Genomic DNA, 26,417 nt, shown 5'->3' with positions numbered 1-26,417 from the left:
TCGTCCGCCCACGGGCGTCATCGACCTACGCGATATTGCGTACACCATCGACCGGCGTGCACGGCTAGCGTCGACGATGTGGGTACCGATCAGGGCCGTGCCGTCACCGACCCGGTGATGCTCCGCGTCGGGTTCACGCTCGCGCTCGTTGCCCTGGTCACCGTGGCGACACTCGGGGCGAACAACATGCGCCCGCCGGCCGCGATGGTCGGTGCGGGTGCCCTCGCCGCGGCCTGCGCGGGGGTCGCACTGACCGCCCCGCGATGGCCACGAACCGCCTTGATCGCGGTGCCTGCGCTGGTCGGGATCTACTTTGCGACCGGTGGAGCCGACGGACCGATCTTCCTCCTGCCCGCGCTCGCAGCGTTCGGGGCGGCGAGCGTGCGTCCCGCCCGCGACCTCGCTGTTCCCGCTGCCCTCGCCGTCCTGGTTCTCGTCGCTGGGATGACGGCCCGGGTCCTCGTCGCCGGATATCCCGCGTGGGTCACACTCTGGCAGACACTCGGCACCGCCGCCCTCGCCCTCGCCGCCGCGGCCGTGGGGTGGTGGCGGTCGGCTCGGCGGGATGCGAACGCCGAGCGGATCCGCCGTGCCGCGACCGAGGAACAACTACGCATCGCCCGCGACCTGCACGACGGGGTCGGGCACGGGCTCGCAGTGATCGCGATGCAGGCCGGGGTGGCGCTGCACGTGCTCGAGCGCAACCCGGAGGCGGTGCGGGACGCACTGGTCGCCATCCGCGACACGAGCCGCGACGCCCTCAACGACCTGCGGACCGAGCTGACGACCCTCACGGGTGACGCCGCCGAGCGCCGACCGCGACGTGGTCTGGCCGACCTGCCGGTTCTCGTCGACCGCGTCCGGGCCGCCGGCCTCGACGTCGACGTGCGGGTACCGGCCCTCCCACTACCGGCCGACGTCGATCATGTCGCGTATTCGATCGTCGCGGAGGCGACGACCAACGTTCTCCGGCACGCGCAGGCCACCAGGGTGACTGTCGAGATCATGCGCGAAGGACAGGCGGTGACAGTGCGGGTCGCCGACGACGGGCGTGGCCGCACCACCGACGCGCCGACCGGTGGCCTCGGCCTCCGCGCGATGGCAGATCGTGCAGCCGAGCTCGGTGGAACGCTCGTCGCCGCACCGGGACCGGAACGCGGCTTCGTCGTGCGGGCCGTGCTTCCGGTCGGTGCCGCCGAGAGCACGGAGGACCGGGCATGACCGTGCGGGTGGTGCTCGTCGACGATCAGACGCTCGTCCGGGTGGGCCTACGAACGCTGTTCGCCGCCGAACCCGAAATCGAGGTCGTGGGCGAAGCCGGCGACGGTGGTGAAGCACTCGCGGTCATCGCGCGCACCCACCCCGACGTCGTCCTGTGCGATATCCGCATGCCTGCCCCCGACGGCCTCGAAGTGCTGCGTCGGATCACCGCCGATCCCGTGTTGAGGGACGTCCGCGTCGTGATGCTCACGACGTTCGAACTCGACGAATACGTCTTCGAGGCCTTGCACGCCGGCGCGAGCGGGTTCCTGCTCAAAGATGCCGAACCGACGGCCCTGCTCGATGCCGTCCGGGTCGTCGCCGACGGAGGATCACTGCTCGCGCCGTCGGTCACCCGACGCGTGATCGAGCACTTCGTCCACACGCAGGACACTGTGCAACCCCACCCCCGCATGGCGGACCTCACGGCACGGGAACGCGAGGTCGTCGCGTGGGTTGCGACAGGGCGGTCGAACAAGGAGATCGCCGACGAGCTGGTGGTCAGTCCCGACACCGTCCGCACACACGTGTCGCGCGCGATGATCAAACTCGGCGCGCGCGACCGAGCACAACTGGTGGTGTTCGCGATCCGCTCGGGCCTGCAGCCGTGACAGCGCCGGCACCCCGTCTCTCGAGCGTCGAGCCCGCGACTGTCGCAGGCTCGACGCTTCCTCGACCTCAGTCGGACACGGTTTGCGGGACCGTCTCCGGATAGACCTGCTCGAACCATCCGCGCTGAGCTTCATCGAAGGTGCCCAGTTCCATCGCGCGGCGGCCCCACCCCTTGATGAGGTCGAGGAAACCGGTGACGTCGTAGATGTCCTCCTGCCTGGAGAACTTGCCGTTCCCGGCGTACGTCAGGATGCTCACGTGGGGTGCCGACCACACGGATCCGTCGCCCGGATCGCTCATCACGTCGTCCAGTTTGGCCACGATCGTGCCGTTCGTTTCGTCGATGACGTGGAAGTGCTCGGGGAAGGCGACGGTGTGCGAACCGGGGAACTGGGCGAGGCTCGGCTCGGCCCACGCCCAGATACCGTCCTTGCCGTTGAGGACACCCGCCATCTGCTCGACATACACGACGTCGTCGGTGAACAGTTCGAGGAAGTCCCGCCAGCTGCCCTCGCCCGAACCGGCTCGGTTCACTGTTGCATGCCAGTTCTGAAACGCATTCTCGAGTTCTTCTCTGCTCCAGTTGGTTTCGTTCATGCCGCATGCTATGCACCGACGTACCGACCTACCCTCCACCATCTCCCGCTCAACGGGAAACCCGCGTTCCGTACCTACGTGAACTATCCTCTCGCTGGCCGGGAAGCACTCTGCCGCAACGCTCGTCGAATTGAGACCGTAGGGACCATGACACAAGCACTCACCCACGAATCCACACGACGCGAGATCGCCACCGACCTCGGGGTACTGCGCTACCACGAAGCGGGCGACGGACCACCGCTGTTGTTGCTCCACGGTTCCGGGCCGGGAGTCACGGGCTGGCGCAACTATCGCGGTGTCCTGGCGGACTTCGCCGAGCACTTCCGCTGCCTCGTGCTGGAGTTTCCGGGCTTCGGTGTCAGCGATCCCGGCGACGGCCATCCGATGGCGATGGCCGGCCGGTCGGTGGGCGTGTTCCTCGACGCGATCGGTGTCGACGGTCCGGTCGACATGATCGGCAACTCGATGGGTGGCATCGTCGCTGCCACCGTGGCCATCAACGCGCCACAGCGAGTGAACAAGCTCGTCACCATCGGCGGAATCGGGAAGAACACTTTCGCACCCAGCCCCGGCGAGGGAATTCGGCTGCTGATGGAGTTCACCGACAATCCGACCCGCGAGGGACTGGTCCGCTGGTTGCACTCGATGGTGTACGACCCGTCCGTTGTCACCGAGGAACTGATCGAGGAACGCTGGGCACTCGCAACCGAGCCGACGACACTCGAGATCGCTTCCCGGATGTACAGCAGCGCAGCATTTGCCGCCAACACTGCCGCCGCAAAAGCCTCCGGCGCGACCCCGTACTGGGCACAACTGAGCAAGATCACGGCCCCCACCCTGCTGACCTGGGGCCGTGACGATCGGGTCAGCCCGGTCGACATGGCGATGCTGCCGATGCGTGACATCCCGAACGCGGAACTGCACGTGTTCCCGAACTGCGGTCACTGGACGATGATCGAAGCAAAGGAGGCATGGACCGCTGCCGTACTTGCGTTCCTGCTCCGCAAGGACGATATCTGACCACGTTCTACCGAACGCAGCGAAGGTCTCTCGCGAAGCGCGAGCAATTGCGCTTCACGAGAGACCTTCTTTCGCCGGTCACGCCTGCCGGCGTGGGAAGCTCCGCTGCTCCTGCCTCCATCGGGTCACGACGGTCGTTCGATCGGTATTCCCATCCGGGTGAGCATGTTTCGCGGATCTGCGGGCGGGTCGAGGTCGAGAAGTTGTTTTCCGCGTCGATGTGCAGCGGCGACGCACAAGTCGTCATCGGAATGGATCCAGAATTCGCCGCGGGCGATCTGCTCGATCATGTGCTCTGCCGCGACGAGCGGGTCGAGTCCCTTCTCCACATTGTCACGTTGCATCGCCTCGAACACCGCGTTCGCGGTGGCATTCTCCGTTGGTGCGTCGCGCTGCGCCGACAGGAAGATCTCGCTGCGAATCGAGTGCGGGATGACGGCACTGACCTGAATCGGTGCGCCGACAATCGACAAATCCTGATGCAGGCACTCGGTCATCGCCAGCACGGCATGCTTGCTGACGATGTAAGGAGACTGGACGGCAACGGCATTGAGTCCACCCACCGAGGAGAGATTCGCGATGCACGACGGCGTTCCCACTTCGATCATCCGCGGCACGAACGATCGGAGACAGAAGAATACGCCGTCGACGTTGATCTGCATCACCCGACGCCAGCGGTCTCTGTCGATCTCCCACAGGAGCCCCGCCGACTCCACCCCCGCGTTGTTCACGAGCAACTCCACACTGCGGTGGCGCTCGAACACCTCGGCAGCCATCGCCTCCACGGACTCGGGATCGGCGACGTCGACTGCGTACGGTTCCGCCCGACCGCCGGCCGCCACGATGTCGTCGGCCACCTTCACCGCACGCTCGTAGTCGATGTCCGCGACAACCACCGTCATTCCGAGGGATCCGAGATGGCGTGCAAGCCCCTCCCCGATCCCGGCCGCCGCGCCCGTCACCACTGCGACGCCGTGGGAGAACCGTTCGCTCGCCTTGCCTGCCGGCATGGTCACACCACCAGCCCGTCCGCAGCGATGTTCGGATTCGCCCATTCCGGAGGCTGCCGCCGAGGCAATTCGCCTCCTCCGTCCAGGTTCGTCACCGGAATCCCCTGCGACCAGGGGAAGTGCAGGCTGAACGCAACAAGTCCGGTGCGCTCGGCCGCCGGCAGCGTGCACATCTCGAGCACTGTCTGCGCCAGGTACTCCACCGGCTCGGTCTCGTAGCCGTCCGGCAGCAACGACGCCGCGCCCGGAGTCATGATCGCCGTCGAGGGGCCGACCGCGTTGACCGCGATGTTGTCGTCGAGAACCTCTGCGGCCAAGCCCTGCGTGAACCGATGCAGCGCCGCCTTCGCCGACGCATAGATCACATCGCCGGAGGTCTTGTTGTACTCACGGAACGGACGAATCGGCGGAAGGCCGGTGGACGAGCCGATGTTCACGATCCACCCGCCGCCGGCCTTGCGCATGCGGGGAATCACCGCCTGCGACAACAGAAAAGGAACCTTGAGATAGTGCTCGAGAGTGCGGTCGAAGGTGTCCTCACCCATGTCCTCGATGGAGGAGTAATCGGCGAACCCCGCATTGTTGACCAGGATGTCGATTCCGCCGACGGCCTCCACCGCGGCATCGACGAGCCCGGATCGCTGCGCCGGATCCTCCAGATCCGCCGCAATCGGCACGGCTCGGCCGCCTGCGCTCTCGATCAACTGCACCGTCTCGTCCAACGTGCCCTCGAGCACGTGCTCACGTCCGTCCCGAATCGATCGCGACGGCGTCTTCGAGCGGGCCGTGACCACCACGGTGGCACCTTCTGCAGCGAGCCGCTGTGCGATCGCCCGCCCGATCCCCCGGCTGCTCCCGGTCACCAGAGCGGTGCGGCCTGTCAGTCGTTGTGTCATTTCTATCCCCGTATGCCTGGTTGTCCGGGCATTGCATCCCGAGTTGTCGTGGTCGTGTCCTGTCAGGAGGTGCCTGCTCGGCTCGCGGAGCCTGCTCCTCGCACGGCAGGGTCGAGAATCCGGCTGATCAACTGCCACAACTCTTCCCGCGCAGGCCCGGTCAGCGACAGCTGCGGGAACGTGAGGAATCCGTGGAACAACCCGTCGAAGCGGTGCGCGATGACGGGCACCCCGTCCGCGGCGAGTCTCTCCGCATAGGCTTCGCCCTCCGAGCACGGCGGGTCCAGTTCCGCGGTGGCCACCAGCGCGGGGGGCAGCCCCGCCAACGTCGAGGCGCGAGAGGGGACGACGAGGGCGCTGTCGCGGCCGTTCGGCGCGTACTGCTCCCAGTACCAGCGCATCGCCTTTGTTGTGTTGTAGTAGCCGACGCCGTACTTCCGGTACGACTCCGTCTCGAAATCGTCCCCGATCACGGGATACAGCAGGATCTGCGCCGCGATCGACGGGCCGCCACGCTCCCGTGCCGCCACCGAGACGGCTGCCGAGAGATTTCCACCGGCGCTGTCTCCGGCAACCGCGACCCGTGCCGGATCACCCCCGTAGGAGTCAGCGTTCTCCACCGTCCAGCACACCGCCGCGTACACGTCTTCCATCGCCGCAGGTGCCGGATTCTCCGGGGCCAACCGGTAATCCACCGAAACCACGACTGCATCTACTGCCGCCGCCATCGATCGGCAGAACTCGTCGTGGCTGTCGAGGTCACAGAAGACGAATCCGCCGCCGTGCGCGAAGACGATCACGGGGCGCGGCACCGTCCCGTCGCTGTGCGGGACGTACACGCGCAGAGACAGATCACCGCCCGGCCCGTCGATCACCACGTCCCGCGCCATCCGCATATCCGGGGTCCGCGTCAGCGGCGCTCGCCGCGAAACGATGATCTGCCGCAGCTCGGCAGCGGAATACTGCGTTACGTCGGGGAATCCTGCCTCCAAGGTGGAGAGCATCGCCTCGACATCGGGGTGCAGATCGGATCGGCGCACGCCTTTCTCCTTCTGATCGGAAGTGAATCCCCCAGTCGTCATCCGCTCACGCTATGAGGCCGGACACACTCGCACACCACCGTCTCCCGTTCTACGGGAGATCCGCCGAAATACGAAGCGTGGCAGTCGTACCGGAGACCGATCGGCGCGGTGCCGACGGTGGTGGATCTACTCACCCGCTCAGCGGAATCAGCCGTTGCATTCTCCGGAGTCCACGACCGACAGTGCCACCATGACAATCGAACCGACTCTCAGCGCAGCCGAGCAGTGTCTGGCCATCGAGCAGATCAAGCGCACCTTCGCGGCGCGGCTACGGTGCATGGACAACAAGGAATGGCACGTCTATCCGACTCTCCACACGGACGACGTCGTGAGTTCGACGTTCGGCGACCACGATGTCGTAGGCGCCGACGCCGTGACCGCATCCATCAAGCGCGTCCTGGACGGCCGCGTCCCGATCACGTCCGTGCATCACGGCCACACACCCGAAATCGAGCTGACCTCCGACACGACAGCCCGGGGCATCTGGGCGATGGAGGACAAACTGTGGTGGACGAACGGGGATCAGGAGGAGCACCTCCACGGATACGGTCACTATCATGAGGAATACCGCCTGGAGAACGGCAGGTGGCTGATCAGCCGGCGCGCACTGACCCGACTCCGCGTGGACACGACTCCACGATTCTACGAGTGCAGGGAGCCAACATCACAGGGCTGATCTTCCGTTCCGACCACGAAATCGAGCAGTTCACGGACGAGCGGCCGCGCGGCCCCCGACCGCTCGTCCGTGCCGGGAGAACTCACCCTTGGAAGGGAGCCCACGCGATGGGGTCGTCATCGCGCCGGGCGGAATCGTCGAACCGGCACAGGCGACGGGGACGCTCCTTCATCTGCTCGGGCTCCGCGTGATGGACCTCGGCGAGGAGCGTGGCCGGGAAGTAGACGGCCGCAGTGATGCCGGCATTGGTCTCCGACTCGAACGTGGGCCGCAGCCGGACGCTGATGCCGTTTCGGGCGGCGAGACGGCCGACCACGAACAAGCCCATCTGCCGGGGTGCATGAATTTCGGCGCTGTCGCCGGCAGCGAGACGTGTGTTGATCTCGCCGAGGATTTCGGCTGGTGCACCGATGCCACAGTCTGCAATTTCGAGTAGCAGTCCTCCACCGAAGGCCGGTGAGAATTCGAACGTGACGGTGCTGTTCGGCGGCGAGGCCCGCAGCGCATTGTCGACGAGTTCGGCGAGCAGGTGCACGACGTCCGTGACGGCGGTGCCGACGAGGTAACCGTGAGGTGTTCTTCCGATCCGCACACGGTCGTAGTTCTCGACCTGGGACACGGAGGCCCGGAGAACGTCGCCCAGCGGGGTGGCCGCGGTGCGGGTACGGGGCCGGGTGCCGGACAGGACCAGGAGCGAGTCGCCGGTGCGGCGCATTCGCGTGGCGAGGTGGTCGAGGGAGAACAGGCTCCGGAGTCGGGTGGGGTCCTTCTCTTCGTATTCGAGGGAGTCGATGAGCGACAGTTGCTGTTCTACGAGGGTCTTGTTGCGGCGAGCGAGAGTCTCGAGCATCGTCGAAATCTGTCGGCGCAGGTGTGCCTGTTCGCCGGCGAGACGGAGGGCTTCGGAGTTCACGGTGTCGACGGCGCGGGCGAGTTCGCCGACTTCCTCGTCGGTGTGCACCTCGATGGGAGTGAGTTCGACGGTGGTGATGTCGATTCCGTCATTGACTGCGGCGATTGCGGCGGGCAGTTCGTGGTGGGCGGCGGCGAGGGTGCCCTCGCGAAGTCGCCGGATCGGAACGGACAGAGCGCGCGCCACGAGAAGGGCAACGCCGAGGGCGATCACGAGGATCGCGGTGACGAGGATACTGTCGCGCGTCGCGGCGGTCCGCGCGTCGGCGGTGAGCCGGTCCAGCGTCTCGGTGATCTGCGTGTGCGCCTTGCTGTTCATCTCCTGGTACGGAGGGAAAGCCGCCAACATCGCGTTGCTCAACTCCGTCCCCGAATCCCGTGGAGGATCGAAATCGGCAACCAGCGCCCAGCGGACGGCAAGATTCTCGAGCAAGCCGTCGAGTCGGCCTTGATCGAGCGAACTTCCGCGCAGCAGCCCGAGAGTGGCCTCCTCGATGTGCATGGCGTTCTGAGCAGTGAGCCGTGCTGTCTCGGGATCGACGGCGAACAAGCCGAGTGCGTTCGCCTGGTCGAGCATCGTCCGTTGCGCTTTCCAGGCATTGAGCATGTTGGCACCGTCGGTCAGCACCTCTGTGCCCTCGGCCAGATCGAGCAACTCACGAAAAGTCGCCTCGCAGCGGATCAGAAAGTCGATCGTGCGCCGATCGAGTTCCTCGGCCGACGTACCCCCGGTGTGCGTGGTGTCGTGGAGTGTTTGCCCGTCTTGGATCAGGCGGGCAAGGCCCTCGACGATTCGAGGCTCCAGGATTCCGGCAGTGGCGAGTGCCCGGACGTCCGCGGTGGATTGCCTGAACTGTTCCGGCCGAATGATGGCCGGCATGCCGAGGCTCGCCGCAGTCGTCACGGTGACAACGTCATAGGAAAAGTTGAACAGCGCAGGAATAGTAGCGAGCTGTTCGGAGAGTGATTCGAAGCGGCGGGCCTCATCCAGCTGCGTGGAGATCCGTAGCGCGCCGAGAGCGACAGCCGCGAGCAGGGGAACTACGAGAATCGCAGTCAGCTTGTACGACAAGCGCCAGTTTGCGAGCTTCACGGATCTGCGCCCGAATCGCCCCATGGGTCGGTTCCCTTCCTTTCCCGTGTGTATTCCGGAGAGGCCGGTGACTACCGGCCGAATGCGCGGAACCTGCGCAGGTAGGAAACGATGCGACCGACCGGGACGGACCGAGGCCAGTCGTCGGGCCGGAAGTACGCGTCGGAGCCGCCGTCTACGAAGACGACACTTCCGCAGAGGAATTCGGCAGCTTCGGACAGCATGAACACCACCCAGTCGCCGAGCTGCCCGGCGTCGCCGAATCGGCCGACGGGCACCGGGAAGGAACGGATGACCTTGGCCTCGGACGGTGTGGCGAGCTGCTTCTCCAGCAACGGCGTCATGATCGCGCCGGGCGCGAGAGCGTTGAGCCGAATTCCGGCACCCACCCACTCGGGCCGTACAGCGGCGCGTCGCAACCATCGGCTGACGGCGATCTTCGATCCTGCGTAGATGATTCCCGGAGCTCCTCGTCCGAAGATCCGGACCGAACGCACCGCACGCTCCGAGTCGCCGTCGAGGAAGGCCTTGATCGTGCGGCGGGGCACGGCCGGGGTGGTGGTCGTCGAATTGGAGGAGAAGACGACGACCTTGGCGTTACCGGTCGACGCGAGCGCGTCTCGCCACCCCTCCAGGAGATCGACGACACCGAAATAGTTGACCTCTGCGATCAGCCTCGGACGCTCCGGCCCGGGCGCCGGACCGAGACCGGCGGCAAGCACGGCACCGTCCAGCCGATCGCCAGCGGCCGCGAGCACCCCCCGCACCGCCTTCTGCCGTCCGCCGACGGTCGACAGATCGGCGACGACGTCGGCTTCCTGGATGTCGACACCGATGACGGTGTGCCCGGCGGACCGGAGCCGATCCGCAACCGCACGGCCCATTCCCGACGCCGATCCTGTCACCGCATAGATACCCACAGCACCGCCCTTTGCGCGCTCGAAGGGCCACCGTCCCAGGGTGGCCGATACTCGACATTCCGGCCTGACGCCGATCGGACAGCACGGCTCGCTGCGGGATTCCGCAGCGAGCCGTGCTACTGCTGATCAATGCAGCCGCGGCAGATCCGATCCGGCCGGCAGATCGATCCGTGATTCGCTCAGTTCGTGACGCTCCACCGCACGGTCGATGGAGCGACGCAGCGCACTGCAGCCGCGCCGCTGGTCACCGAGCGATTGCGCTGCGTCCCCGATCATCGGACATTCCGATGCCTCTGAGGTCCACTGGATCGAGGTGTGCGCGGCGCTGAACTTCTCGACGAGCACACCACGCCCGCACGTCTCGCAGTTCAGCGGCTGCATCGTCATCCCGGAACCACCGGGTCGATGAATTCCAGAACGTCCGGGTTCGGTTCTCTCAGCATGGTCCAGTAGTCGACCAGGCGCCACGGACACGGCACCACCGCCCGTCCCTGGCTGTTGCGGTAGTAGCCGTTGATCTCCGCGCCGGGATGCACCCACACAGTCTTGTCGAGCGCTTCGTCCACTTTGCGGTTGTAGTCGTCGAGTGCGTCCTGACGCACGTCCATCGCGTCGTGCCCGTTCTCGAGGAGGTACTGCAGGCACTCGATGATGTAGTGGACGTGTTCTTCGCTCAGGATATTGTGTCCCGCACCGTGATTCGGCGCAGAGTTGGGCCCTGCCGTGACGAACAGGTTCGGGAATCCGGAGACCTGGATACCGAGGTAGGCACGCGGATCGTCACCGCCCTTCCACCGGTCGGCGAGGGTGCGACCGTCGCGCCCGGTGATCTCGATCGACGTGGTGAACTCCAGTGCGAATCCGGTCGCCAGGATGACGACGTCGGCGGGCACGAACCGGCCCTCGGTTGTGATGACGCCGTCCGGTGTCACGCGCTCGAACGATGCTCGATGCAATGTCACATGATCCCGGGTGAGTGCCTTGAAGAACCCGGGGTCCTTGACGATCCGCTTACCGTACGGACGGAAGTCCGGGGTCAGCTTCTCGATCAGGTCCGGGCGGTCCGGGAAGCTGTCCTGCAAATAGTTCCGAGCCGTGTTGAGCACCATCTCGTTGGCCGGCGAGGCCGAGAAATGGGTCTGCGCCCATTCGGGATCGATTCGCGGCAGTGTGTACAGATTGTCGGACGCGAACCAGTACGAACGCAGCCGGAACCACTCGTGGTAACGGGGAATGTGGGCGAGGGCCCACTTCTCCTCCTCCGGAACGTCGTTCACGACGGCCTTCTCCGGCACGATCCAGTGCGGTGAGCGGACTACGACGTCGAGCGTCTTCACCCGATCGACGATGTCGGCGACCACCTGCACGGAAGTGCATCCGGTGCCCAGGACCACGACCCGCTTGCCGGTCAGGTCGAGACCCTCGTCCCAGTCGGCGGTGTGGACGACCGTGCCGCCGAACGAATCCAGGCCCTCGACATCGGGGATGTTCGGTGAATTGAGCATGCCCAGCGCGGTCACGACCGCGTTCGCGCGGTGCACCTCACGGGATCCGTCGGGGGACTCGGTGGTCACCTCCCACACGTGCCGGTCGTCGAGCCAACGTGCGGACAGCACCCGGGTCCGGAACGAGATATTCTCGGCGATCCCGTAGGTGTCGACGACACCCTTCAGATACTGCTGGTACTCGGTGCCCGAGGGGTAGTACTTCGACCAGCCGGGGTTCAGCTCGAAGGAGTACGAGTAGTAGTGGCTGGGCGTGTCGACGGCAGCGCCCGGATACGTGTTGCGCGACCAGGTTCCGCCGATCTCGTGCCGTGCCTCGAAGACGCGGTACGTGAAGCCGGCGTCCTGCAGTTTGATCGCGGCGTTGATTCCGACGATCCCGGCACCGATGACGATGACGGAGAAGTCGGAGGGCGGCGTGACCGTCACCGGCACGCGGCGCTCCCCCAGGACGAAGCCGGCCTGCTCGAGCAGGATCGGGACGAATTCGTCGTCGACGCGCTCCGACGTCGCGATCGTCGCCATGCGGAGAAATGTCTCGCGATCGGGAACACCGAGGCGATCGATCATTTCGACGGTGAGCAGTTCGTGCGCACGGGTCCGGATGTCGGCGACGACCTCGGCCGGGTACTGCCCGGGTGGAGCGGTCGGGCGAGTGCCGGTGCGGTAGTGATTGCCGGGTTCGCCGATCGTCAGCCGGGACCCGAATTCGTCGAGGAGGCCGGTATCACCGGTTACGTGTACGAGCGACATGAGCAGCGGCGCCGGATCACATACGTCGATCGCTGCGCGCAACTGTGATTCGCGGCTCTGGGCGTCGACGTCCGCACCGGAGTCGACGGGCACCGTCTCGGTCATGATTGTCCCCTCGTCGATGGATGTGCCGTAGTCATCTCAGGCTTTCTCCGATCCGACGATGTCGAATCCCTTGTAGCCCGCGGCCGCGACCTCGGCACAGATGTTGCAGTAGTTGGCGAAACCGCCGATGTATGGCATGAAGACTCGCGGCTTGCCGGGAATGTTGGCACCCATGTACCACGAGTTCGCGGTCGGGAACAGAGTGCCCGCGGCCTTCTCGTTGCATTCGGCGACCCACTCGTCGACGGCCTGTTCGCCGGCCTCGATCGACCGTGCATTGTGTTCGTCGAGGTGATCGAGGCAGTCGGAAATCCAGTCCACCTGCTGTTCCGCCATCAGCACCATGTTGGCCAGCACGCTCGGGCTGCCCGGACCGACCATGAAGAACATGTTGGGGAAGCCGTGGGACGCGAGTCCCAGGTAGGTACGCGGCCCCGCTGCCCACTCGTCACGCAGAGCGCGGCCGCCGCGCCCGCGAATGTCGATCCGCGACAGCGCACCGGTCATCGCATCGAAGCCGGTCGCGAACACGAGCATGTCCAGCTCGTGGTGTTCCTCGCTCGTTCGCACGCCCGTCTCGGTAACCTCGACGATCGGAGTGCGTCGCAGATTGACCAGGGTCACGTTGTCCCGGTTGTAGGTCTCGAAATACCCGCTGTCCGTGACGATTCTCTTGGTCCCGATGGGATGGTCGGTGGGAATGAGCTGGTCCGCGATCTCCGGATCGTTCACCATCTCGCGAATCTTCGCCTCGACGTATTCGCGTGCGGTGTCGTTCGAAGCCGGATTCACGGTCTGATCGGGAAATGCCTTCGCGAACAGGTATCCACCGCGCTGCCACCACTCGTCGTACACCCGTCGGCGCTCGGCCTCGTCGACTTCCATCGCCCCCTTCGGGTACGGCGTGAAGGGGGTTCCGCCTCCGCTCAGACGCGCGAGCCGGCGACGCTCCGGGTAGGTGGCCTTGACTGCCTCGATCTGCTCGGCGGTCAACGGCCGGTTTCCGGCGGGAATCGAATAGTTCGGGCTGCGCTGGTACACGAAGACGTGTGCCGCTTCCTGGGCGATCAGCGGGATGGACTGCATTCCCGACGATCCGGTTCCGATCACCCCGACTCGCTTGCCGGCGAAATCGACCGGGCTGTGCGGCCATTCGCCGGTGTGGTAGGACTCACCGGTGAACGAGTCCCGGCCCGGGATGTCGGGGCGGTTGGTCGCCGACAGCACACCGGTGGCCATGACGCAGAACCTCGCAGTCACCGAGTGACCCGTGTCCGTGGTGACCGTCCATCGCGCCGTCTCCTCGTCGTACACGGTGGAGGTGACCCGGGTGAGGAACTCGTATGCAGAGCGGAGGTCGTATCGGTCTGCCACGTGCTCGAGGTAGGCGAGGATCTCCGCCTGGGTGGCGAACCGTTCCGTCCAGGTCCACTCCTGCTGGAGCTCCTCGTCGAACGAGTAGGAGTAGTCGACGCTCTCCACGTCGCACCGCGCTCCGGGATAGCGATTGTGGAACCACGTACCCCCCACGCCTGCCGCGGATTCGAAGCCGCGCACGGTCATTCCCCGTGCACGAAGCTTGTGCACCGCGTACAGTCCCGAGATGCCGGCTCCGACGACAACTGCATCGAAATCTGTTCTCTGCATGTCCATTCTGGTCACATCCTTGTCCGGGAGTCCGTGGGTCCGGGCTCACCCAGTTGCGAATCGGTCGACGGGGTCATGCGCTCGCGGCCTCCGCCTGCCGGGCCCACATCCACTCGTGGCCCCAATAGCTGTCCGCGGTGATCTCTTCCGCCGTGTAGTAGGTCTCGTCGACGAGTTTTCCGCCGGTGCCGTACTCGATGTCCCATCCGCCGGGTACCCGGACGTAGAACGAGATCATCTTGTCGTTGGTGTGCCTGCCGAGCGTCGACGAGACCGGGAACTCGTGCGCCTCGACCTGATCGAGGGCACGCCCCACCGCGTCGAGGGAATCCACCTCCACCATGACGTGGATCAGCCCGGGGTCTCGTCCCTCGAGGCTCGGCATGATGGCAAGACTGTGGTGCCGCTGGTTGACGCCGAGGAAACGGATCCGCTGAGGTGGAGTGCCGGGCGGGGAGGGCATGCGGAATGCGCCGCGCGGCAGGAACTCCAGTACCTCGGTATAGAAGCGGAACGACGCGTCGAACATCGTTGTGGGCATCACCACGTGCCCCAGCCCCTGCACTCCGGTGACGAACTTCTGGCCGTAGCGGGTGATCACCGGGCTGTGATCGAGCGCCGGGCCGAAGAAGAACTCCAACGGAGTACCGCCCGGATCCTTCATGAGGATCCCACCTTCGACGCGACGTGCCTCGCACATCTCGAACGGCATCTCGCTGTACTCGCAGCCGGCACTGTCGAGCCGCTCAGCGAGCCGGCGCAGAGACGCGCCGTCCCGGACCTCCCAGCCCACTGCGCTGACGCGATCGACATCGCTGCGTTCTACGGTGATCCGGGACGGTCGCTCGTCCATCCGGAAGTGCAGCGCGTCCTCTTCGACACCGCTACCCGGTGCGAATCCGAGTACGTCGAATCCCAGCTCGCGCCAGCGATCCATGTCGGTGGCCAGCACGCGCACATATCCCAGGCCCTTGATCTCGGTCACAGTGTTCCCTTCCTGTTCACCGGAAACAGCGTCAGATCATCACGCGCAGAGGGCCGTTCGGGACGTCGATACCCAACGAGGCCATGGCCGAGGCGTGGTAGGTCGTGCTGGTCACGTGGATGGCGTGGTGCAGGCCGGCATGCGCGTCCCGCCAGAACCGCTGCAGAGGGTTGTCGACGCGCAGCGCGTTGCCGCCCGTGCGGTCGAAGACTTCGTCGGCCGCACGGACCGCTCGCCATGCCGAGCGCACCTGATTGCGCCGGGAGGAGGCCCGAGTCTCGAAGTCGACTTCCTTACCCGCGTCGACCAGATCCCAGATACGGTCGACGTTCGCGAGCAACTGCTGCCGCGCCGCGTCCAGCTCCGCGGCTGCCTCTCCCAGCGCATGGAGGACGTACGGGTCGTCCTTGATCGCCGTTCCGGCGGCGCCGACCCGTTCACGCTGGTACGCGATTCCGGCGGCCAGGACACCTTCGCAGATGCCGATCGTGGCGGAGGTGATGCCGAGGGGGAACATCGTCGACCACGGCATCCGGTACAGGGTCTCGGTGACTCCGTACTCCTTGGCCGCGGTTCCGTCGATCACGTCCTGCGACTTCATCACCCGATAGTCCGGGATGAAGGCATCCTTCACGACGATGTCCTTGCTGCCCGTTCCACGCAGTCCGATCACATCCCACGAGTCGTCGACGATTTCGTAGTCGGATCGCGGCAGGATCACGTGCAATCCACTGGGCGGCATGATCGGAGCTCCGTCCTGCCCGCCGACCATCGCGCCGAGGAAGATCCAGTCGCAGTGGTCGGTTCCCGACGAGAACTGCCACCGTCCGGTCATGCGGTATCCACCCTCGACCGGGATCGCAATACCGCCCGGCATGTACGGCGACGCCTGCCAGGTGTCCGAGTTCCAGCCGAGCACCTCCTCTTGAACCTTGGGGTCGGCGAACGCCAGCTGCCAGGGATGGACGCCGACGATGCCCCCGACCCAACCCGCAGAACCGTAGATGCTCGCCGTCTTCATGACGGTCTCGGCGAACTCTCGCGGGTGCGCCTCGTAGCCGTCGTACTTCTTGCGCTGCAGCAGCCGGATGATCCCGGCTCGCTTGAGGCTCTTGGCCATGTCGTCGGTCAGCCGGCCGAGTGCGTCGGATTCGTCTGCGGCGGCACGCAGGTCGTCCGCGATCGCGACGATGTTGTCGAGCACTTCGTAGCTCATGGTCGTACTCCTGTGAGGAATCGGATGAAATCGTCGAGTGGGGGACGCGCGCTAGGATCCGGTCGTCCCGGATGCCGCACGGGTTGCCGTCAGGTTCGGCGCGAAGGCACTGCGCCCGGCTGCGAGGTTCTCGTCCACCTCGGCCTGCCAGCTCGCGAGGGCACGTTCCGTGTCGATCTCGTACTCGAACCGGTTGACCATCTCCGGTCGGACATCGGCGGCATCGACGTAGAACTGCTCGTACCAGCGGCGCAATTGGTAGACGGGACCGTCCTCCTCGCACAGCAACGGATTGTCGATGCGGGACTTGTTCTTCCAGATGTGCACGTCCTGCTCGAAACCGATCGCGACGCCCTTCGCGACCGCCTGAGCGATCTGCTCGGCCTGCTCGTCCGGGACTCCGGCGGGCTTCTCCACCATCACCCCGTATTGCAGGCGGAACGACGTCGGCGTTATCGGGTAGTGGCAGTTGATCAAGTAGATGTTCGGCTCGGATTCGGGATCCCGGCCGCCGCTCCACAGCTTGTCGATCATGTAGGACGGACCGTAATACGTTGCATCCGATCGGCTCTCGACACTGTAGTTGGTGGACTGACTCACTCCGACGGCATCGGCCCGCGGCCGCGAGCGCATCACCTGTGTCGCCGTGTGTCCCTCGAACACGTTGCGGAAGTAGGTGGGCATCCCGTAGTGCACGTAGAAGAAGTGCGCCATGTCGACGATGTTGTCCACGATCTCGCGGCAGTGCGAACCGGTGACCTCGATCGAGTTCCACACCCAGTCCGTCCAGCCGGGATCGCCGTAGGTGGGGATCGCGGGGATCGCCACTTCGCCGGACGGCCGGGCCCCTTCGGGGTCGTGCCACACGAAGAGCTGGCCGCTGACCACCGTCGTAGTCCACGCACGCGTCCGGGCGAGGGGAGGAACCCTGCGCGCGTAGGGGATTCCGGAACATTTCCCGTCACCGCGCCAGCGCCAGTCGTGGAACGGGCATGCGATCGAGTTGCCCTTGACGGTGCCCTGAGCCAGGTTGCCACCCATGTGCCGGCAGTACGCGTCGAGGACATTGAGCTGCCCGTCCTCGCCGGCGAACACGACGAGGGAGGTCCCGAATGCGTCCACCTGATGCGGTTCACCGTCGGCGAAGTCGCGCACCAGCCCAAGGCAGTGCCAACCGCGCGCATACCGTGCCGGTGGCATGCCGGTGTCGATGATGCGAATCTGATCCTCGGAATCGGTGGAACTCACTGTGCCTCGCCTCCTGATCGGCTGATCGCGACAACTCGCCCGTGGTATGTGGTCAGCTTGGCAAGCGGGGCTTGCTCTGTGACGCGGGTCTCCCGTACAACGGGAGAGCAGTTCCGGCGGCGTCTCCGCCGGGACGACGGCGTGGATTCGTACACGCCGGCCCCCCGACGCGGCGCGCGTCGGGAGAACGGTCTCGAGTGCATTGATGTCCGAAGCACACCGCAGGTACCGTGATGGGCATCACACCGAGTTCGGGTGTCAGGAGGATGGGTTGAGTACGTCACGCACCGATGGAGTTCCGGTTTCCGTGGTGGACCGGGTGTCACTGGTCCTCGATGCCCTCAGCGCGGGCCCGATGACATTGGCCAAGGTCACGGCACGTACCGGATTACCCAGGTCGTCGGCGCACCGCCTGCTCGAACAACTCGCCAATGCCGGATGGCTTGCCCGCTCGCCCGAGCAGACCTACGAATTGGGTGTCAAGGCCTACGAGATGGGGCAGGCCGCGCTCAATCAGAACCGGCTCCTCCAGCACGCGCGTCCCGTCATGCACGCATTCGCGCAGCGCACCGGGATCACGATTCAGCTCGGCGTCGTCGACCGCGGGGACACCGTCTACCTGACCAAGATCAACGGGCGCGCATCGGGTTCCACCCCGACTGCTGTCGGACAGCGGGTGCCGGCGCACCTCACCGCGCTCGGCAAGGTCGTCATGGCCCACTCTGCGGTCTCCGGGACATCCTCGGCCCGTGGGCTCCACGGCGCCACCGAGAGCAAGCACGGCACCCCTACCGCCTCGAGCCGCTTCGAGGAGGAAATGGCCCTGGTCCGAGACCGTGGCGCCGCGTTCGATCGAGGTGAGGCGTTCCCCGGCATCGCGTGCGTCGGCGTGTCGATCGGCCCGCCGGATCACATGTACGGCAACCTGGCGGCGCTGTCCGTCTGCGCGCCCGTGGGCACGTTCGACCATCAGAAGATGGTCGCTCCCCTGCGTATGGTCGCGGGAGAAATCTGGCAGCGCTGCGTGGCCGCGGACCTCGCGGCCCACTGAGCCCCTTCGTCGAACACCGAGCCGGTTCGTCGAACCTCGCTGTCACCGAACACGTCGGCCGCGGTGTCCCCTGCAGGCACCGCGGCCGATGGACGTTCTCCGATCTCAGGCGGACACCGACATGCCGCGGGCTGTTGCGGCGACGGCGCCACAGAGAGCAGTCACCCCGAACCGGCTACTTCCACGTCGAACGTGTTGCCTCGCAGCAGTATTTACCGCGCGTTCCGTCGGAGTCCGTGGAACTCCGTCACGGACCCTGACGGCGCCTACGCCTCGGAGCGAGCGGGTCGCCCGCTCAACGGTCGGAAGGCTCGGAGACCGCGCGTTGTACGAACTCGACGAGATAGCCGTCCGGATCGCGGACGGATCCGATCACCATGCCGTACGCCTCGAGTCCGGTCGCCGGGGTCACCTCGGTACCGCCGTGCGCACAGGCGTCGGCCATCTGCGCTTCGGTGTCGGTGGTGTTGACGACGATCTTGACGAGCATGTTGCCGTGGTCGGGCGCGGCGTCCGCGCTCCCGTCCGTCGGAAGCACCAGTTCGAGTCCGGCGACACCGGCCCGGACGATCGCGGCACGGAACGCCGGGGTGGTGAGATCCTTGTCGTGCACGAATCCGCAACCCCGAATGTAGAATTCGACGGCGCGATCGAGATCGGCCACCCGCAGCGCGGTGAGCGACATCGTCGTCTGTGGGCTCGCGTCCGGCGTCACCGCGTCTGCGACCCTCCGTTGAAGTCCAACGTCTGTCCGGTGATACCACCGGCCTCGTCGGATGCGAGATAGGCGCAGAACGCCCCGACCTCGATCGGGTCGCCCAATCGGCGGATCGGGATGGTCCGCAGGATCTGCTCGATCATCTCGGGGCTCATCTTGTCCTCGAGGTTCTTCTGGTGGCCGAGCGCCACGATATTGGCGGTCACACCGTACTTGCCGGTCTCGGCGGCGAGATGACGGATGAAGCCTTCGATGCCGCTCTTGCCGGTCGCGTACATCGTCTGGTTTATGTCCTGGCCCGTCCGCGCGGATCCCGACGAGATCTGTACGACCCGCCCCCAGCCGGCGTCGCACATTCCGTCGAGGGCGACCTTGATGCAGTTCATGGACCCGAAGATGTTCAGGTCGATCGGCGCCCGCCATTCTTCGGGCGACAGCTCCCGGAACGGTTTGATCACGCGACCTTCGGCGACACCAGCGTTGTTGACGACGATGTCGACGTGCCCACCCAGTTCCGCTTCCGCGGCGCGCACGTGCTCCAGGGTGGCGTCGAAGTCTGTGACGTCGAACGCCGAGGCGACGGCGACGTTGCCCTCTTCCACGATTGCAGCCGCGACCTTTTCGGCGCGCTCCGCATGCAGATCGTTGACGATGACCGCGGCGCCTTGTCGCGCCAGCACTTTCGAGATTCCTTCACCGACGCTCTGTCCGCCTCCACTGACCAGCGCGATGCGTCCCGCCAAGCTGAACACAGGTACTCCTTCCCGACGCCGCCTGCGCGGCGACTTGTGGTGCAGCCAGTGCACAGCAGCCCGGCAGTTTTTGTCAATCAAAATTGGATCCAAAAAGTGGATCCAATCTGCTACCGTCGCCGCATGACCCAGACCTCTCCCGATGCGGACCTGGGTGCAGGCCCGACGGAACCGCCCGTTCTCACTTCTTTCGCAGACGGCGTCGCCCGCCTCACCCTCAACAATCCACGTCGCAAGAACGCGATCACCCTCGAGATGGCCGCAGAGATCGTCGCCTTCTGCGACCGCGTCGAATCCGACCCGACGATCGGCGTCGCCGTGATCGAGGCCAACGGCAGCTACTTCTGCAGCGGCGCCGACACCCGCGACCTCGCGTCGTCGTCCTCCGATCCTGCTGCCCCCGAGTCGGTTCGCCGCACTTCCGCCGTCTACGGCGCATTCGTGCGCGTCGGTTCGCTTCCTGTGCCGACCATCGCGGTCGTGGTCGGCGGCGCAGTCGGTGCCGGACTGAATCTCGCGATGGCCGCCGACATCATGGTGGTCACCCCGGACACCCTGCTCGACAGCGGCTTCTCCGCCCGCGGGATCCACCCCGGTGGCGGGCACATCTCCCTGCTCGGGCGGGCCCTCGGCTGGTCGGGAGCCATCGCTCTTGCCGCCTGCGGCCGAACGTTGACGGGGACCGAAGCCGTCGCCCGGGGTCTGGCCTACACCGCGGTCGCGGTCGAGGACATTCCCCGAACGGTCGACGAGCTGGTGAGAACAGCCGCTGCCGATCCCGAATTGACCCGCCGCATCATGACCAGCGCACGTCTGGAACTCGGTCCCCCGGCCGTCGGCTGGGCGTCTGCACTCGAAATCGAGCGCGGCGTGCAGATGTGGTCGATGTCGCGGAAAGGCAACGCCGCGTGGTCGTCCCGAGGACCGAATCGCTCATGACCGCTGTGCGTACCGAACATCCCGCTCCCACGGATACCCGACTCGAGGACCTGCGCGCCGACGTGCGCGGCTTCCTCGCCGACGAACTCGACCGCGGCAGTTACGTTCCGGACGTCGACAGCTGGATGACCGGGTTCGACCCCGGTTTCAGCGGCCGCGTGGCCGAGCGAGGCTGGCTCGGCCTGACGGTGCCCACCCGATACGGTGGACGCGGACGCAGCCCCCTCGAACGCTTCGTCGTCAACGAGGAGATGCTCGCTCACGGTGCCCCGGTCGCGGCGCACTGGATCGCCGACCGGCAGATGGCCCCGAGCATCCTCGCGAACGGTTCCGAGGAACAGAAGCAGCGCTATCTTCCCGGAATCTCCGCCGGCACGACCTTCTTCGCGATCGGGATGAGCGAACCGGACGCGGGCTCGGACCTGGCAGCGGTCCGCACGCGCGCTGTCGACAACGGTGATTCGTGGACGATCAGCGGAACCAAGGTGTGGACCACCGGCGCGCATCTCGCGCACGCGATGGTGGTGCTCGCCCGCACCGACGGACAACCCGCCGACCGGCAGAACGGCTTGTCCCAGTTCATCGTCGATCTCCCCCATCCCGACATCGAGATCCGTCCGCTGCGTAGCATCGACGGGCAGCAGCATTTCAACGAGGTCGTCTTCCACGACGCGCGCGTGCCCGCGTCCGCACTGCTCGGGGTCCGTGGCAGCGGCTGGACCCAGGTGATGAGCGAGCTCGCGTTCGAACGCTCGGGACCCGAGCGCTACCTCAGCACGATGCCGCTCCTACGCGCATGGTCCGCGCACCTCGCCGAGGCCGGCGCGACGCCCGGCCAGAGGGAGACCCTGGGCATACTGACGGCGCGTGCTTGGGCCCTGCGGCGAATGTCGCTGCGAGTCGCCGCCGAACTCACCGCGGGACGCAAGCCCGACGTACTCGCAGCGATGGTCAAGGACCTCGGCTCGACGTTCGAAGGCGACCTCGTCGAGGCCGTGCGATCGTCCGGCCGTGTCGGAGCACGCCGCGGCAGTGCAGATCCACTCGCCCGCATGCTGGCCCAAAGTGTCCTGCACACACCGGTGTTCACCCTTCGAGGTGGCACCAACGAGATCCTGCGCGGGATCGTCGCCCGCGGTCTGGGGGTTCGATGAGCGAGTTCACCGCCGAGCTGATCTCGGCCACCACGTCGATGATCGATCGCATCGGCGTCGATCTGCAGACCCCCGCTCGGGGCATGGACAGCGCGATCTGGGCACAGCTCGGTGCCGCCGGCTTCACCACCGTCGGTATCCCCGAAACCGCGGGCGGCGACGGGGCGACACTCGCCGACGTGCTCGCGATCGTGGCGGTCGCAGCGCGACGCGGCGCGCTGACCCCGTTGATCGAACACACGGTCCTGGCCCACTGGCTCGCCGCATCGGCGGGTCACACACCGACCGCGGCAACCGCGTCTGCCGCAGTGGGACATTCGTGCTCGGTCCGTTCCCTCGACGGCGCCACCGTTCTGAACGGCACGGTCACCGACGTCGCCTACGCCGGGGACGCGGACACGCTCGTCGTGCTGCTCCCGCCCGAACCCGGCGCCGAAGGATCGGCCGTCGCGATAGTGGCGATGTCCGGACCCGGCGTCACCGTCACAGCCGAAGTGGATCCGATCGGCGTCTCGATCGGGGACGTCACCTTCGAGGACACGCCCGTCCTGTTCCACGGTGCTGCCCCGGTCTCGCTCGACGAGTTCGTCCGGCGGGGCGCGCTCGCCTATGCGGCCGCCACGGCCGCGGCGGCCGCCGCCGTACACGACCACACGCTGCGCTATGCCTCCGAACGCATCCAGTTCGGGAGGCCCCTCGCAAAGTTCCAGGCGGTTCAGCAACGACTGGCACAGCTCGCTGCTCTGACCACCATGATGGAGATCGCGGTGGACACGGCGACCGCGGCCGACGACACCCCCGAGGACCCGTACGTGGCGACGGCCGCCGCGAAGGTGGTGACGGCGATGTCCGCCCAGCCTGTCGCTTCCGCGGGCCACCAGATCCACGGCGCCATCGGAACCACGTCCGAACACCCGCTCGGCCGGTTCACCACGTCTCTGTGGAGCTGGCGCGACCGCCACGGCTCGGAAGGGTTCTGGGCCGATGCCCTGGCGCGCCGCATCCTCGACGACGGCGCGGACGTCTGGGATGTCGTCGTCGGAACCCGATCGGCGCACGACGAGTCACCGACGACCACGAACAGGAGCCGGCAGTGAGCATTTCCCCACCGGCGGGCGGAACCGCACAACCGACCGCTGCTGACAGCCCCGTCATCGACGGCCGCGCTGCATGGCGTGCAGCGGAGCAGAACACGGGGATCGGCGTCCTGGCCGGTCTGCGGGTTCTCGACCTCAGCCGGGTCCTGGCCGGCCCGTACACAGCCCAGACACTGGCCGACCACGGCGCGGAAGTCATCAAGGTGGAAGCACCCACCGGCGACGAAACACGGGGCTGGGGACCACCTTTCGACGAGGGCGGACAGAGCAGCGCGTACTACGCCGGGCTCAACCACAGCAAGGAGAACATCTGCCTCGACCTGCGCACCACCGCCGGTCGCGACGTGCTGCGCCACCTGCTGGACGGTGCCGACGTGGTGATCGAGAACTTCAAGGCCGGCACCATGGCCCGGTGGGGCTTCGACTACGAGACCGTGCTGACCGAGACCAACCCGCGACTGGTGTACTGCCGGATCACCGGGTTCGGCGTCGACGGGCCGATGGCAGGTCTGCCCGGATACGACGCGGTGCTGCAGTCCTTCGGCGGGTTGATGAGCGTCAACGGCTACCCGGACGGTAACCCGCTGCGTGTCGGCGTCCCCGTCGTCGACATCGTCGCCTCGCACATGGCCGTCAGCGGCATCCTGCTCGCCCTGACCGAACGCGAACGCAGCGGCCGCGGACAACTCGTCGACATCACGCTTCTCGACTCGGTGATCTCTCTCCTGCACCCGCACGCCTCCAACTGGGTCTCCAGCGGGAAGGTGCCGCAGCGCACGGGCGACTATCACCCCACGGTCGTGCCGTACCAGGTGTTCGCGGCCCGCGACGGCGACTTCTTCGTCAGCGCCGCCAACGACCGGCAGTTCCGCTCGTTGGTCGCGGTGCTCGGCGTCCCGGAACTCGCCGACGACCCGCGCTTCCTCTCCAACGGCGCACGTTCCCGGCATCGCGACGAACTCTCCGCCCTGCTCGCCGAACGGATCGTCCGGTGGAACCGCGACGACCTCGCTGCCGAACTCGAACGTGCCGGTGTCGCCGCCAGCCCGGTCAACACGGTGGACCAGGCGCTCACCGCCCCGCAAACCGTTCACCGCGGATTGTTCCTCGACACGGTCGACTATCGTGGCCTGGGCGTACCGATCAAACTCGGCCGCAGCTCGACGCGAACCCCGCGTCGAGCCGTACCGCGCGGAGCCGACACCGAGGCGATCCTCGGTGCGATGGGGTACGGCGTGGACGACGTCGACGCCCTGAGAAGCGACGGTGCGCTCGACAGGGCATGACCGACAGCCACCGGTCCGACAGTGGCGCGAGGAGGGACCGAGGTGAGCCGACACGCTACAGCGGCCGATGGGGATGCCACCGGCTCGCGCGGAGGCGCGTCCGTTCGCGGCGCCGACTGGGTGGCCACCGAGATCGAACGCATGATCATCACCGGCGACCTGCTCCCCGGTCAGCCCATCCGGCAGGAAATGATGGCCGAACGGCTCGGTGTCAGTCGCCTCCCGATCCGGGAGGGACTGCGCGAACTCGCCTCGCAGGGCCTCGTCGAGCACCGCAGGAACGTCGGCTATGCCGTCGTGAGACTCGAGCAGTCGGAGTTCGACCAGATCTACCTGATGCGGCACGCCCTGGAGCGCGAGGTGCTGGCTTCCCTCCCCGCCTTCGACGACTCGGCACTCGCCGAGGTCCGTGGCCTCGGCGACCGCGTCGCCGCCGCGGCGGACCGCAACGACCTCCTGGAAATGCGACTGGCGAACCAGGATTTCCACTTCGCAATGTTCGACCGATCACCGTTGGGTCTGGTGGTGACCGAGATCCGCAGACTGTGGCGCCTGGCCATGCCGTATCACGCGGCCTACCTCTTCGACGCCGAAGTGCGCCGACGGGTCGTGACCGAACACGAAGCCATGATCGACGCGCTCGCCGACCACGACAACGAGCGCCTGATCGCACTGATGAACGAGCACCGACGTGGCGGAGAGGCCGGCACCGGGATGTTGTTGCGCAACACGACCCGCACCGAGTCCTGATACGACCCCGTCACGTTCCCCCACCCGGGCCGAGGTCCGGCCGACCGAGGAGAACCCGACTTGCCTGCCACCGAACCCGACGTCCGGCACGAATCCGTCTGGGACGACGATGTGGAGGTGATCGTGCAGCGCATGGCCGCCTCCGGCGCACGGCCCATGCGAGAGATCGGAGTCGAGGGTGCGAGACGCAACCTCGAGTCGATCGTCCGTCCCGCAGGTCCGGAAATGCGCTCGATCGCCGACACGGGATTCGAAGGCCCCCACGGGACGGTGGCGGTCCGCGTCTACCGTCCCGTGGTCGCGCCCGCAGCCGACGCACCCGCGCTGCTGTGGTTCCACGGCGGTGGCATGATCATGGGCTCGCTGGATTCCTTCGACCGCCTGGCCCGGGACGTCGCGGAAGCCACCGGCGCGGTGATCGCCAACGTCGACTACAGGCTTGCCCCCGAATACACGTACCCCGTCGCCCACGACGAGGCGTACGCGGCGCTGTGTTGGTTCCATGAACAGGCGTCCGTCCTCGGGGTCGACGCCGGCCGCATCGGCGTCGGCGGGGACAGCGCCGGAGGTGGCCTGGCCGCGGCGACAGCACTGCGCGCGCGCAACGAAGACGGGCCGGCGATCGCCCAGCAGGTCATGTTCTACCCGGGTCTGGAGCGCCGCTGCGACCGGCCGTCCATGCGGGAATTCGGAGACAGCCCGTTCCTGACTGCGGCGGACATCGATTGGATGAAGGACCTCTATCTCGGCGACGATCCGGCCACCGACGACGAGTACGGGACACCCGCACTCGCTTCGTCGCTGGCCGGGCTACCGCCGGCGATCATCGCGGTCGGACACGCCGACCCACTGCGCGACGGCGTCGAAGACTACGGAAACCGCCTCCGCGACGCCGGTGTGCCGACGGCGCAGCTGCGGTATCCCGGCGTGGGGCACGGTTTCGCGATGCAGACCGCGACGGTCGCGCGGGCGCGGGCGGCCATGGCCGAGGTGGGCGCCCTGGTGGCTGCACGATTCGCGGTCCACCGCTGAGGGTCGACGCAAACGGATGAGGCGGGGGGGGCCCCGGAGGGGGGGGGCCCCCGCGCCGTTAAGTCACCCCCACCCCCGTGCGCGGCTGTCCAAGACCGACC

At 66.6% G+C, this 26,417-nt stretch carries 25 protein-coding genes; 11 read left to right on the top strand and 14 right to left on the bottom strand.

The features are described from left to right. The first annotated feature begins 78 nt into the window (after nucleotides 1-78). Nucleotides 79-1,221 (top strand): sensor histidine kinase, encoded by a 1,143-nt coding sequence (locus ACWDUD_RS23110; protein WP_450110795.1) that lies wholly within the window; start codon nucleotides 79-81, stop codon nucleotides 1,219-1,221. Further along, nucleotides 1,218-1,871: a response regulator gene (locus ACWDUD_RS23105; protein ID WP_248672928.1), complete on the top strand. Its 654-nt coding sequence runs from the start codon at nucleotides 1,218-1,220 to the stop codon at nucleotides 1,869-1,871. Before ACWDUD_RS23110 ends, ACWDUD_RS23105 begins: the two co-directional genes overlap by 4 nt. A 67-nt stretch (nucleotides 1,872-1,938) precedes the next feature. On the opposite strand, the gene ACWDUD_RS23100 is transcribed toward ACWDUD_RS23105, so the two are convergent. Then, a complete protein-coding gene (locus tag ACWDUD_RS23100; RefSeq protein WP_450110794.1) occupies nucleotides 1,939-2,469 on the bottom strand; it encodes a nuclear transport factor 2 family protein in 531 nt (176 codons plus the stop codon). Between the two features lie 147 nt (nucleotides 2,470-2,616). Here ACWDUD_RS23100 and ACWDUD_RS23095 point away from each other — a divergent pair, with 147 nt between their 5' ends. After that, the gene (locus tag ACWDUD_RS23095; RefSeq protein ID WP_450110793.1) at nucleotides 2,617-3,489 is read left to right on the top strand and encodes an alpha/beta fold hydrolase; all 873 of its coding nucleotides are present in this window, start codon (nucleotides 2,617-2,619) and stop codon (nucleotides 3,487-3,489) included. 125 nt (nucleotides 3,490-3,614) lie between these two features. Here the strand turns inward: ACWDUD_RS23095 and ACWDUD_RS23090 are convergent, their stop codons facing one another. The 3 genes from ACWDUD_RS23090 to ACWDUD_RS23080 all read right to left on the bottom strand — a co-directional run bounded on the left by ACWDUD_RS23090 (nucleotide 3,615) and on the right by ACWDUD_RS23080 (nucleotide 6,477). Next, the gene (locus tag ACWDUD_RS23090; protein WP_450110821.1) at nucleotides 3,615-4,499 is read right to left on the bottom strand and encodes an SDR family NAD(P)-dependent oxidoreductase; all 885 of its coding nucleotides are present in this window, start codon (nucleotides 4,497-4,499) and stop codon (nucleotides 3,615-3,617) included. Nucleotides 4,500-4,501: 2 nt separating this feature from the next. After that, the gene (locus tag ACWDUD_RS23085; RefSeq protein ID WP_197254784.1) at nucleotides 4,502-5,395 is read right to left on the bottom strand and encodes an SDR family NAD(P)-dependent oxidoreductase; all 894 of its coding nucleotides are present in this window, start codon (nucleotides 5,393-5,395) and stop codon (nucleotides 4,502-4,504) included. Nucleotides 5,396-5,457: 62 nt separating this feature from the next. Next, nucleotides 5,458-6,477 (bottom strand): alpha/beta hydrolase, encoded by a 1,020-nt coding sequence (locus ACWDUD_RS23080; RefSeq protein ID WP_450110792.1) that lies wholly within the window; start codon nucleotides 6,475-6,477, stop codon nucleotides 5,458-5,460. Nucleotides 6,478-6,667: 190 nt separating this feature from the next. Between ACWDUD_RS23080 and ACWDUD_RS23075 the strand changes: the two genes are divergently transcribed. Beyond that, nucleotides 6,668-7,153: a nuclear transport factor 2 family protein gene (locus tag ACWDUD_RS23075; RefSeq protein WP_197254781.1), complete on the top strand. Its 486-nt coding sequence runs from the start codon at nucleotides 6,668-6,670 to the stop codon at nucleotides 7,151-7,153. Nucleotides 7,154-7,235: 82 nt separating this feature from the next. Here ACWDUD_RS23075 and ACWDUD_RS23070 read toward each other — a convergent pair whose 3' ends face one another. The 8 genes from ACWDUD_RS23070 to ACWDUD_RS23035 all read right to left on the bottom strand — a co-directional run bounded on the left by ACWDUD_RS23070 (nucleotide 7,236) and on the right by ACWDUD_RS23035 (nucleotide 17,489). Then, a complete protein-coding gene (locus ACWDUD_RS23070) occupies nucleotides 7,236-9,158 on the bottom strand; it encodes a HAMP domain-containing sensor histidine kinase (RefSeq protein WP_307846419.1) in 1,923 nt (640 codons plus the stop codon). A gap of 71 nt (nucleotides 9,159-9,229) precedes the next feature. Further along, nucleotides 9,230-10,078 carry an SDR family oxidoreductase gene (locus ACWDUD_RS23065; protein ID WP_197254777.1) on the bottom strand — a complete coding sequence of 283 codons (849 nt, stop codon included), beginning with the start codon at nucleotides 10,076-10,078 and terminating at the stop codon, nucleotides 9,230-9,232. A gap of 126 nt (nucleotides 10,079-10,204) precedes the next feature. After that, nucleotides 10,205-10,465 (bottom strand): hypothetical protein, encoded by a 261-nt coding sequence (locus ACWDUD_RS23060; protein WP_450110791.1) that lies wholly within the window; start codon nucleotides 10,463-10,465, stop codon nucleotides 10,205-10,207. Then, nucleotides 10,462-12,441: a flavin-containing monooxygenase gene (locus ACWDUD_RS23055; protein WP_450110790.1), complete on the bottom strand. Its 1,980-nt coding sequence runs from the start codon at nucleotides 12,439-12,441 to the stop codon at nucleotides 10,462-10,464. The genes ACWDUD_RS23060 and ACWDUD_RS23055 overlap by 4 nt, the downstream gene beginning before the upstream one ends. Before the next feature lie 36 nt (nucleotides 12,442-12,477). Then, the gene (locus ACWDUD_RS23050) at nucleotides 12,478-14,094 is read right to left on the bottom strand and encodes a flavin-containing monooxygenase (RefSeq protein WP_197254773.1); all 1,617 of its coding nucleotides are present in this window, start codon (nucleotides 14,092-14,094) and stop codon (nucleotides 12,478-12,480) included. 67 nt (nucleotides 14,095-14,161) lie between these two features. After that, entirely contained in the window at nucleotides 14,162-15,073 is a 912-nt protein-coding gene (locus ACWDUD_RS23045; protein WP_248672919.1) for a VOC family protein, read from the bottom strand. A 31-nt stretch (nucleotides 15,074-15,104) separates the two neighbouring features. Then, entirely contained in the window at nucleotides 15,105-16,289 is a 1,185-nt protein-coding gene (locus ACWDUD_RS23040) for an acyl-CoA dehydrogenase family protein (RefSeq protein WP_197254770.1), read from the bottom strand. 51 nt (nucleotides 16,290-16,340) lie between these two features. Beyond that, nucleotides 16,341-17,489 carry a Rieske 2Fe-2S domain-containing protein gene (locus ACWDUD_RS23035; protein ID WP_248673012.1) on the bottom strand — a complete coding sequence of 383 codons (1,149 nt, stop codon included), beginning with the start codon at nucleotides 17,487-17,489 and terminating at the stop codon, nucleotides 16,341-16,343. Nucleotides 17,490-17,808: 319 nt separating this feature from the next. Between ACWDUD_RS23035 and ACWDUD_RS23030 the strand changes: the two genes are divergently transcribed. After that, complete coding sequence (locus ACWDUD_RS23030; RefSeq protein ID WP_231611213.1) at nucleotides 17,809-18,588, top strand: IclR family transcriptional regulator; 780 nt, start codon at nucleotides 17,809-17,811, stop codon at nucleotides 18,586-18,588. Between the two features lie 295 nt (nucleotides 18,589-18,883). Here ACWDUD_RS23030 and ACWDUD_RS23025 read toward each other — a convergent pair whose 3' ends face one another. Both ACWDUD_RS23025 and ACWDUD_RS23020 read right to left on the bottom strand, forming a co-directional pair. Then, nucleotides 18,884-19,303 carry a VOC family protein gene (locus ACWDUD_RS23025; RefSeq protein ID WP_248672918.1) on the bottom strand — a complete coding sequence of 140 codons (420 nt, stop codon included), beginning with the start codon at nucleotides 19,301-19,303 and terminating at the stop codon, nucleotides 18,884-18,886. Next, entirely contained in the window at nucleotides 19,300-20,058 is a 759-nt protein-coding gene (locus ACWDUD_RS23020; RefSeq protein WP_248672917.1) for an SDR family NAD(P)-dependent oxidoreductase, read from the bottom strand. The genes ACWDUD_RS23025 and ACWDUD_RS23020 overlap by 4 nt, the downstream gene beginning before the upstream one ends. A 123-nt stretch (nucleotides 20,059-20,181) precedes the next feature. On the opposite strand from ACWDUD_RS23020, the gene ACWDUD_RS23015 reads away from it, so the two are divergent. From ACWDUD_RS23015 to ACWDUD_RS22990, 6 genes are all read left to right on the top strand, one after another. Further along, nucleotides 20,182-20,997, top strand: coding sequence for an enoyl-CoA hydratase-related protein (locus tag ACWDUD_RS23015; RefSeq protein WP_248672916.1), 816 nt, complete (start codon nucleotides 20,182-20,184; stop codon nucleotides 20,995-20,997). Next, nucleotides 20,994-22,151, top strand: coding sequence for an acyl-CoA dehydrogenase family protein (locus tag ACWDUD_RS23010; RefSeq protein ID WP_248672915.1), 1,158 nt, complete (start codon nucleotides 20,994-20,996; stop codon nucleotides 22,149-22,151). Before ACWDUD_RS23015 ends, ACWDUD_RS23010 begins: the two co-directional genes overlap by 4 nt. Then, nucleotides 22,148-23,248, top strand: a complete 1,101-nt coding sequence (locus ACWDUD_RS23005; protein ID WP_248672914.1) for an acyl-CoA dehydrogenase family protein — start codon at nucleotides 22,148-22,150, stop codon at nucleotides 23,246-23,248. The genes ACWDUD_RS23010 and ACWDUD_RS23005 overlap by 4 nt, the downstream gene beginning before the upstream one ends. Nucleotides 23,249-23,304: 56 nt before the next feature. Then, nucleotides 23,305-24,534 carry a CaiB/BaiF CoA transferase family protein gene (locus ACWDUD_RS23000; protein WP_450110820.1) on the top strand — a complete coding sequence of 410 codons (1,230 nt, stop codon included), beginning with the start codon at nucleotides 23,305-23,307 and terminating at the stop codon, nucleotides 24,532-24,534. 42 nt (nucleotides 24,535-24,576) lie between these two features. After that, on the top strand, nucleotides 24,577-25,284 hold the full coding sequence (locus tag ACWDUD_RS22995; RefSeq protein ID WP_450110789.1) for a GntR family transcriptional regulator: 708 nt from the start codon (nucleotides 24,577-24,579) through the stop codon (nucleotides 25,282-25,284). A 132-nt stretch (nucleotides 25,285-25,416) separates the two neighbouring features. Next, nucleotides 25,417-26,316 (top strand): alpha/beta hydrolase, encoded by a 900-nt coding sequence (locus ACWDUD_RS22990; protein ID WP_248673010.1) that lies wholly within the window; start codon nucleotides 25,417-25,419, stop codon nucleotides 26,314-26,316. Nucleotides 26,317-26,417: the final 101 nt, after the last annotated feature.

The sequence above is a fragment of the Rhodococcus sp. NPDC003382 genome (assembly GCF_053589135.1).
This window is presented reverse-complemented; position numbering and strand designations above follow the sequence as displayed.

Excerpts from the sequence above, each read along its gene's own strand:
- ACWDUD_RS23105 (WP_248672928.1), top strand. The coding sequence starts at position 1,218 with ATGACCGTGCGGGTGGTGCTCGTCGACGATCAGACGCTCGTCCGGGTG.
- ACWDUD_RS23100 (WP_450110794.1), bottom strand. The coding sequence starts at position 2,469 with ATGAACGAAACCAACTGGAGCAGAGAAGAACTCGAGAATGCGTTTCAG.
- ACWDUD_RS23095 (WP_450110793.1), top strand. The coding sequence starts at position 2,617 with ATGACACAAGCACTCACCCACGAATCCACACGACGCGAGATCGCCACC.
- ACWDUD_RS23090 (WP_450110821.1), bottom strand. The coding sequence starts at position 4,499 with ATGCCGGCAGGCAAGGCGAGCGAACGGTTCTCCCACGGCGTCGCAGTG.
- ACWDUD_RS23085 (WP_197254784.1), bottom strand. The coding sequence starts at position 5,395 with ATGACACAACGACTGACAGGCCGCACCGCTCTGGTGACCGGGAGCAGC.
- ACWDUD_RS23080 (WP_450110792.1), bottom strand. The coding sequence starts at position 6,477 with ATGACGACTGGGGGATTCACTTCCGATCAGAAGGAGAAAGGCGTGCGC.
- ACWDUD_RS23075 (WP_197254781.1), top strand. The coding sequence starts at position 6,668 with ATGACAATCGAACCGACTCTCAGCGCAGCCGAGCAGTGTCTGGCCATC.
- ACWDUD_RS23060 (WP_450110791.1), bottom strand. The coding sequence starts at position 10,465 with ATGACGATGCAGCCGCTGAACTGCGAGACGTGCGGGCGTGGTGTGCTC.
- ACWDUD_RS23055 (WP_450110790.1), bottom strand. The coding sequence starts at position 12,441 with ATGACCGAGACGGTGCCCGTCGACTCCGGTGCGGACGTCGACGCCCAG.
- ACWDUD_RS23050 (WP_197254773.1), bottom strand. The coding sequence starts at position 14,094 with ATGGACATGCAGAGAACAGATTTCGATGCAGTTGTCGTCGGAGCCGGC.
- ACWDUD_RS23040 (WP_197254770.1), bottom strand. The coding sequence starts at position 16,289 with ATGAGCTACGAAGTGCTCGACAACATCGTCGCGATCGCGGACGACCTG.
- ACWDUD_RS23035 (WP_248673012.1), bottom strand. The coding sequence starts at position 17,489 with ATGCCACCGGCACGGTATGCGCGCGGTTGGCACTGCCTTGGGCTGGTG.
- ACWDUD_RS23015 (WP_248672916.1), top strand. The coding sequence starts at position 20,182 with ATGACCCAGACCTCTCCCGATGCGGACCTGGGTGCAGGCCCGACGGAA.
- ACWDUD_RS23010 (WP_248672915.1), top strand. The coding sequence starts at position 20,994 with ATGACCGCTGTGCGTACCGAACATCCCGCTCCCACGGATACCCGACTC.
- ACWDUD_RS23005 (WP_248672914.1), top strand. The coding sequence starts at position 22,148 with ATGAGCGAGTTCACCGCCGAGCTGATCTCGGCCACCACGTCGATGATC.
- ACWDUD_RS22990 (WP_248673010.1), top strand. The coding sequence starts at position 25,417 with ATGGCCGCCTCCGGCGCACGGCCCATGCGAGAGATCGGAGTCGAGGGT.